Origin of the sequence: Amycolatopsis sp. NPDC026612 (genome assembly GCF_040638285.1) — a bacterium.
In the GTDB taxonomy this organism is placed as follows: domain Bacteria; phylum Actinomycetota; class Actinomycetes; order Mycobacteriales; family Pseudonocardiaceae; genus Amycolatopsis.
In genome coordinates this window covers 20,969-28,477 of sequence record NZ_JBEZYB010000092.1, presented here as the reverse complement: position 1 = coordinate 28,477, position 7,509 = coordinate 20,969, and the positions used below count along the sequence as shown (strand labels likewise).

The following is a 7,509-nucleotide window of genomic DNA, read 5'->3' as shown; positions in this document are numbered from 1 at the left end:
AGCCGGCCACCAAGCGTCACGCTACGATCAACCCTTCGAGCCTGCCCGGGCTCGGTGACAGACAACAGGACCTGCACCAGACCCGGAGCGCATCACCCAGGCGGGCCAGCTCGACGGCACGCTGACGGAACTCAGGCGGGTGTGGTGCAGGCATCGGAACATCCTCCCTGGTGACCGGCGGTCACCTCAGGTGAGGTGTCCGGACAACCGGGGGAAGCTCACTACCACTTAGTTGACAAACAAACACTGTCCAACCAGCACGACTGATGCGCAATTCGCCTCCACGGGGCGATTTGGAGTCGCGTACGCGCACAATCTTCTCAGCGAACGCCACTTCCAAGCACTTGGGATCCGAGGTCGGACTGCACTTGGACGTTCGAAGCCAGCGTAAACCTCGGCCATCAGGAGCAATCGCGGGTGCAACAAATCGTTCACACATGGGCCCTCCTGGCCGACATTCGCCCGGGAGTTCACCCGGCCGACAGACGAGTCTCGCGTTGCACGATCCTAACCTTCATCTGGTGGTCTTCCCGCCACGAATGGGACGTTTGCCTGCCTGGAATCGACGCGGAGACCGCTGACGAGTGAGTCGGTATCGTCGGTCACGACTGGATGCCCTACAGCACCGCGAAGGACGATGGTTCTCATGATCAGTCACCGTGACAGTCCGGGTTGCAGGACCATGTCGCGATTCCGGTGGCTCCTTGCGAGAGCGCTGCTCTGACTGGGTGAAGTTACAGCGGTTACCTGGATGCTCCGTGGCGGTCATGCGATGCATGATCTGTGGACTCGCAAGCGACTATCAACTCGATTTCCGGAAGCGTCGTGGGCACGGTGGTCCAGGCAGGATCGATCACTCAGTCGATGCTGCCGGCGTTTTCCGTGCCCATCCCCCGTCAGTTGCCCCCAGGCGTGCGGGATTTCACCGGCCGAGCCAAGGCGCTGGCCGATCTAGACGTTGCGCTGTCCGCCTCGGAGACCGGCTCCGCGGTGGCCGTGGTGGAGGGCATGGGCGGTGTTGGGAAGACATCGCTGGTGACTCACTGGGCGCACCGCGCGGCGGACCGGTTCCCGGACGGCACGCTGTTCGCGAACCTACGTGGCTACGGACCGAGCGCACCGCTAGAGCCTGCGGTGGTGCTGAGTGGGTTTGTCCAAGCTCTGGGGGTCAGCCCGGGGCAGGTCCCCGCTGACAAGGACGCCCTGGTCGGGCTGTACCGGTCGTTGCTGGCCGACCGGCGGGTCCTAGTGGTGCTGGACAACGCCGCGTCGGCCGAGCAGGTGCGTCCGTTGCTACCGGGAACCACCGGATGTGCGGTCGCGGTCACTAGCAGAACGACGTTGACCGGGCTGCGTGTCACGGACGGGGCGATCGGGGTTGCGGTGGCGCCGATGCCGGCGCGCGAGGCGACGGTGCTGGTGCGCGGTGTCGTAGGTGGGAGACGGGCGGATACCGAGGTAGCGATGGTCGCGGAGCTCGTGGCGCTGTGCGGTGGTTTGCCGCTCGCGGTGCGAGTCGCGGCCTGCCGCGCAGCCTCGGAGCGTCACGGCGGTGTGGCCGGGGTGGTGGCCGGCCTGCGGAACCAGCGCGACCGGGTGATGGGCCTCAGCGTGTCCGGCGACGAGCGCAGCGCGGTCCAGACGGTGTTTGACCTGTCCTATCACCGCCTGACGGTGGAGCAGGCACGCGTGTTCCGGCTTCTGGGTCTGCATCCTGGTCCGGAGTTTGGTGTGCCAGCGATCGCGGCGCTGACCGATCTCGGGGAACGGGTGGCCTATCGGATGCTGGAGGACCTGGCGGATCTGCACCTGGTGGAACCGGTGGGAACCAGGAGGTACCGGTTACACGACTTGCTGCACGCCTACGCCGTCACCCGGGCTGAAGCCGACGAACCTGGGAAGAGCCGTAAACGAGCGACGTGGGCCGTGGTGACCTGGTATGCGCAAGCCGCCGATGTTGCCGATCGGGTGGCGTTCCCGGCGTTACCGCGGGCGCAGGTGGAGCTGCCGCGGGTCGCACCGGTTCCGGTATTCGATCGCGAGGAGGCGCTGGCCTGGTTCGACACCGAGCTGCCGACACTGTCCGTGGCGGTGCGGATCGCGCACCGGGAGCAGGTGTGGGCGGCTGCGGTCGTGCTGGCCGGTGTCCACCGTGTGGTGGTTTCACAACCTCGCGCGTGGTGGCCATCGCGGCTGGCCGCGGAGACTGCGGGGGTTGCCGCGGCGCGGGCGGGAGGGTTTCGGCAGGCTGAGGCGCTGCTGCTGTTGAGGTTGGCCGACAGTCATCGCTTGGTGCAGTCGTGGGACGAGGCTTACGAGCACTGTGAGCAGGCGCTGCGGCTGGGCCGCGAGTTGGAAGACGTCATGACGATCTGCAACGCGACCAGTGGGCTGGGGCTGGTTCGGTTGTCCCAGCAGCGCTATACCGAAGCCTTGCAGCACTACCTGGACGCGTTGCCGATCAGCCAGGCCACCGGCCAGCCGCGGCTGGAGGCCGTGGTGGAGTGCAACCTCAGCGAGATCCGGGTGGCACTGGGCCAGTATGGGCAAGCCCTCGAACACGCCGAGCGGGAGCTGGTGCTGCGATGTCAGGCCGGTGACGAGCTGGGTGAGGCATACGCGCTTTACGGGATCGCCCTCGCTCGATGGAAGCTGGGCGATCACCAAGTCGCGATCGACACCGGCGAGCGTGCCGTGGAGAAGTTTTCTGCTTCTGGGGCGACCAGCCGGTTCGCTGTCGGCGCGCTGGAGTTGCTGGCGTCGGTCCACACCGAACTCGGACTGCACGACCGGGCGATCCACACGTTGCGGGCTATGCACGCGTTAATGGTCGAGTTCGGTGACCCGCGAGCGGATGAGGTGGTGCTGCGGCTGCGTGACCTGGAGGCCGCAGCACCACCGGAGTCAGCCGCAGGTGGGACAGGCGGGGAGGGGTGAGTCCAGCCCGACCCGCTGACCTTGGTCCAACCTGACCAGATTCCAGCCGAACTCACCGTTGGCGGGGACGGCCGGCGCGCCGGTGATCAGGCTCATCGTGACGTGGGCGGCATGCACCCCAGTCGTGACTGCCGTGATCACGTTGGACGCGTGTGCTCGGGTGCGACCGGCTCCGGGGGACCAGAACGTCACTGCCGGCCCCGCGGCCAGTTCATGCTGACGTGCGATCTGCCCGCAGTCGTGGCAGGGCCCGGTACCCGGCCGATAGAGCCCGACGCTGACGCGCGGACCTTCGTAGCCGCCGTGCACCCACGCCGTGCCGGTGTCCTGGCACGCCGCGGCAGTCCAGAACCGGATCTCGGACGGCGTGTCCGCAGCCATCAGCAGTACGTCACACTCGGTGGCCAGCGCCCGCAGCATCGCGGTGCCGTCGACGCGCTGGAACCCGCCAGTGACCCGCACCTCGCTGTTGTGTTCCCGGAGTCGCTGCACCGCGGCCTGGACCTTGGGAAGACCGAGGTCGTTCTCGGTGTAGAGGATTTGGCGGTTGAGGTTGGACAGCTCGACCACATCGTCGTCGACGCAGTGGATCTGGCCGACACCGGCCAGCGTCAGTGCCAATGCGGCGGTGGCGCCGACTCCGCCGACCCCGATGACGGTGACCCGTGCCTGGGCCAGGAGCATCTGGACGTCCTGCGCGGAACGCCCAGGTGTCCGGTCGATCCACCGCCACAACGCCAGAGCACTCTGATGGCGTCCGCCCGAGGTGATTGGCTCGGGTTCGTGCAGGTATCCAGCGGTGTGCAGGTCGTCGATGGCTTCGCGCACGTCGGCTGCAGGATGGGTGGGGTAGCGGTGGACCAGGTCGGCGACCACCTGGTCCACTGTTCGGGTGCCGTCGAGAGACTCCAGCAGCGCCCACACCCACCCGTCTGGATCGTCGATCTCGGTACCGATGCCGGGCACGGTGCCACCGATCACGATGCGGTCCTCGCCGTAGCGGACGGGCCGGTGCTCGAATTTGATCACGGGGTGAAGCATGGAGGTCTCCACTCAGTGTCAGGTGTCGGTGTTCTTCGGTTCGCAGAAGGACGTCACGCGCGGAATGTCGCGGAACTCGATCACCGTCACCACCTCCCTTCCCTGCTCGCGAAGTCGACGCAGAGGCGCCTGCCGGCCGGGGACGCAGGACACAGGCAACGCGGCTGGGCAGAACTGTCCGGGTCAAGCGGGTGGCAGTGGTGATCGCTCATGGTGTCTGTCCCTGTCTTTGCTGATCGTTTTTGCTCCGACGGTGACCACGATCGGAGACTTGCCCGCTCAACTGTCGCGTTCGCGGACTTGTCACATAGCGTCATCCGGCATTCGAACTCGACGAAATCGATCATCACCACACCCTCCTTTTCTCTCAACGACATCGCGATCAAAGCGTTTGCCTCTCAGGCAACCCTGCCCGGACAGCCCGCCGTCGGAACAGAAGACATAGAAGCCCTGAACTCTCATCGTTTTCCGCTCGCTTCTGTACTCTTTATGGGACTTACGAAGCACGATTGGCGGACCCCACCAAGAACGGCGTCACAGTCAGGGAGCAACCACGGACAGGTGACCACCCGATTGGGTGAGTACCGCCTTCCTGATGTCCTAACTGTCGCTGGTCCACTGGAACGCTTCGCTCCGGTATCGTCGGCCTGACAGGAGGCAGCGAAGCAGATTCCGGACATCTCCGGACACTGGTCCCATCGTCCGTGCTTGAAGACCCTGCCCTGACACTCGACCCGGACACGTCCGGACACCAAGAACGTTCACGAAGGCCAGGTGGAAAGTGGCGAGAGATGAGCAGCCGACGGGGGTGAACGCGGACATCCGGGGGTGGTTCACAAAGAACCTCGAACACCTGCTTCACCAGGCAGGATCCCCCAGCATGCGCGATCTTGCACGCAGTACCGCAGCCGATGCGCGGCCTGCCCACAGCGTGTCCGAGGTGGCACGCCAACTAGGCATCGAACCCCGCCCGCTGCCATCCAGCACGATCCATGATCTCGTGCGAGGCAAAGTGACGTCCGCACCGGATGCCTGGACCCTGTCGATGTTCGTGCTGGCCTGCGCCTGCTGGGGACATCACCACGGATCCCCCGTGTTAAACGAGTTCACTCCGTCCGGGCTGCGAACGTTGCTAGCACGATGGCAGCAGCGCCGAGCCGATTACGACGACCTGCTTCGTCACCCCGTCGCCGACGTTGCTTCCACCTCCTCGACGCCAATCCGGGTCGGAGTCGTGCCGTTGCAAGCCGACCGGTTCCAGCAACGTGGCATCGCTCTGCAGCTGGACCGTGCAGTGGAGGAACATGGCACCGTAGTTCTTACTCAAAACCGAAACATGACCGTGCCGGCCGCAGCCTCGGGCAAAGCGGCCACGACGGTGCTTGCCGGCACCGGGGGTGTCGGCAAGACCCAGCTCGCCGTCGACTTGGCGAACCGCGTCTGGCTGGACCCACGTGTACATCTCGCACTCTGGGTTCAGGCCGACTCCCGCGCAGGCATCGTGGTCGCCTACGCTGAGGCGGCCTCTCAGTTGCTCGGGACTAATAGCGACTCCCCCGAGGAGGCAGCCCAGCAGTTGCTGACCTGGATGGCGACTACACCTCGACGCTGGGTGGTCATCCTAGATGACCTCCAGCGGCCTGAGGACCTACGCAGCCTATGGCCACCTGTTCACCAACACGGGCAGGTTGTAGTCACCACTCGCCGCCGTGACCCCAGTCTGCGCCGCACCGACCGCGTCCTGCTCGACGTGGACGTCTTCACTCCAACCGAATCCCTGACCTATCTGACCGCCAAACTTGCCGAGCACAGCCACCTCCTTGTCGGTGCGAGCAGCCTCGCCAGCACTCTTGACCACCTTCCCCTTGCTTTGGCCCAGGCAGTCGCGTACATGATTAACCGCAACCTCACTTGCGCCGAGTACCAGACCCGGTTTCTTGACCGCGAGCAAGCCTTCGCCGACGTTCTCCCTGACGACGGCGAACTTCCAGATGACCATCAACGAACAGTCGCGACCACTTGGTCCTTATCCATTGACCTGGCAGATAGCCTTAAGCCCCAGGGCTTGGCCCGTCCACTATTGGAAGCGATCAGCCTCCTTGATCCCGCAGGAAGCCCTACTGGGCTGTTCAGAAACCATCACATACTAAAACTCTTAACACAGACGCAACAGAAACCGGTCACCCCAGATGCAGTAACTGACAGCCTGCATGTCCTGCACCGACTGAGCTTGATAAATTTTGATTCCGCTCATCCTCTCCAAGCCGTCCAGGCGCACGGTTTAGTGCAGCGCGCCGTTCGCGACGCTACAAGCACTGAACAGCTCACAAATTTGACATCTGCTACAGCAAATGCACTGCTGGACTTGTGGTCCGAGGTTGACTCCGCCAACACTGCTGCGATCACTGCACTACGATCAAACGCCACAATTTTGCATGCTAACACCATGCCAATGCTGTTGCAGCATAACCCACACCGACTCTTGATCCGAATTGGGGACTCCATTGGCGATGCCGGCCTCGTCGCTGACGCCATTACATACTTTAGCAATCTAAAAGAACAGGGATGCACCCAGCACAGTCAAGGCCACCCTTTCATTCTAATCGTCCGCGATAGCCTTCTCCGATGGCAAGGGGAGATCGGTGATCTTACTGAAATCATAATAGAATACGAACGGCTCACCCAAGATCAAGCACGATTACTCGGCCCCGATCACCCCGACGCCCTCACAACGCGGAACAATCTCGCCGATCGAAGGGGGCAGGCCGGCGATCTCGCTGCCGCCGTCACCGAATTCGAGCAGCTTCTTGCGGATCGGTTACGAATCCTTGGCGATGACCACTCCGACACTCTGACCACCCGCAGCAACCTCGCTTACTGGCGCGGGAAAGCCGGTGACCTGACAGGCGCAATTACTGATTATGAAATGCTCGTCCAGGATCAAACGCGGTTACTCGGCGCCGACCACCCCAGCACTCTCACCAGCCGCAGCAATATCGCGAATTTGCAGGGAGAAGCCGGCGATGTCACGGGCGCGATCACTGAATTCGAGCAGCTTCTCGCCGAGCGCACACGAGTACTCGGCTCGGATCATCCAGAAACTTTCCTCAGCCGCAGCTATCTCGCCGATTGGAGAGCGGAAGCCGGCGATCTTGCTGGCGCGATTGCCGATTACGAGAGGCTTCTCATCGATCATGTTGGGTTAATGGGCCCGGATCATCCAGATACTCAAACTACTCGTAACAACCTTTTTTACTGGCGGGGCGAGGCCGGCGATACGGCTGGCGCGATTGCCGGCTACGAACAACTCCTCGCAGATCGGACACGAATACTCGGCGACGACCATCCCGAGACCCTCGCAACACGTAACAACCTCATCCACTGGCGAGGAGAAGCTGGTGATACCGCCGGGGCGGTCGCTGGCTACGAACAACTCCTCGCAGATCGGACACGAATACTCGGCGACGACCATCCCGACACGCTGATCACCCGCGGCAATCTCGCCGACTGGCGAGGCGAGGCCGGTGACGT

At 63.6% G+C, this 7,509-nt stretch carries 4 protein-coding genes; 2 read left to right on the top strand and 2 right to left on the bottom strand.

What is annotated here, in order from left to right; translation table 11 throughout:
• Positions 1–181: 181 nt before the first annotated feature.
• Positions 182–439: a DUF397 domain-containing protein gene (locus AB0F15_RS39555; protein WP_360282014.1), complete on the bottom strand. Its 258-nt coding sequence runs from the start codon at positions 437–439 to the stop codon at positions 182–184.
• 386 nt (positions 440–825) lie between these two features.
• On the opposite strand from AB0F15_RS39555, the gene AB0F15_RS39550 reads away from it, so the two are divergent.
• Positions 826–2,937, top strand: a complete 2,112-nt coding sequence (locus AB0F15_RS39550; protein ID WP_360282012.1) for a tetratricopeptide repeat protein — start codon at positions 826–828, stop codon at positions 2,935–2,937.
• Here the strand turns inward: AB0F15_RS39550 and AB0F15_RS39545 are convergent.
• The gene (locus tag AB0F15_RS39545) at positions 2,905–3,966 is read right to left on the bottom strand and encodes a PqqD family peptide modification chaperone (RefSeq protein WP_360282010.1); all 1,062 of its coding nucleotides are present in this window, start codon (positions 3,964–3,966) and stop codon (positions 2,905–2,907) included. The genes AB0F15_RS39550 and AB0F15_RS39545 overlap by 33 nt on opposite strands.
• 892 nt (positions 3,967–4,858) lie before the next feature.
• Here AB0F15_RS39545 and fxsT point away from each other — a divergent pair.
• Positions 4,859–7,509: FxSxx-COOH system tetratricopeptide repeat protein (gene fxsT, locus AB0F15_RS39540; RefSeq protein ID WP_360282008.1), on the top strand; the 2,651-nt coding region annotated here is incomplete at its 3' end.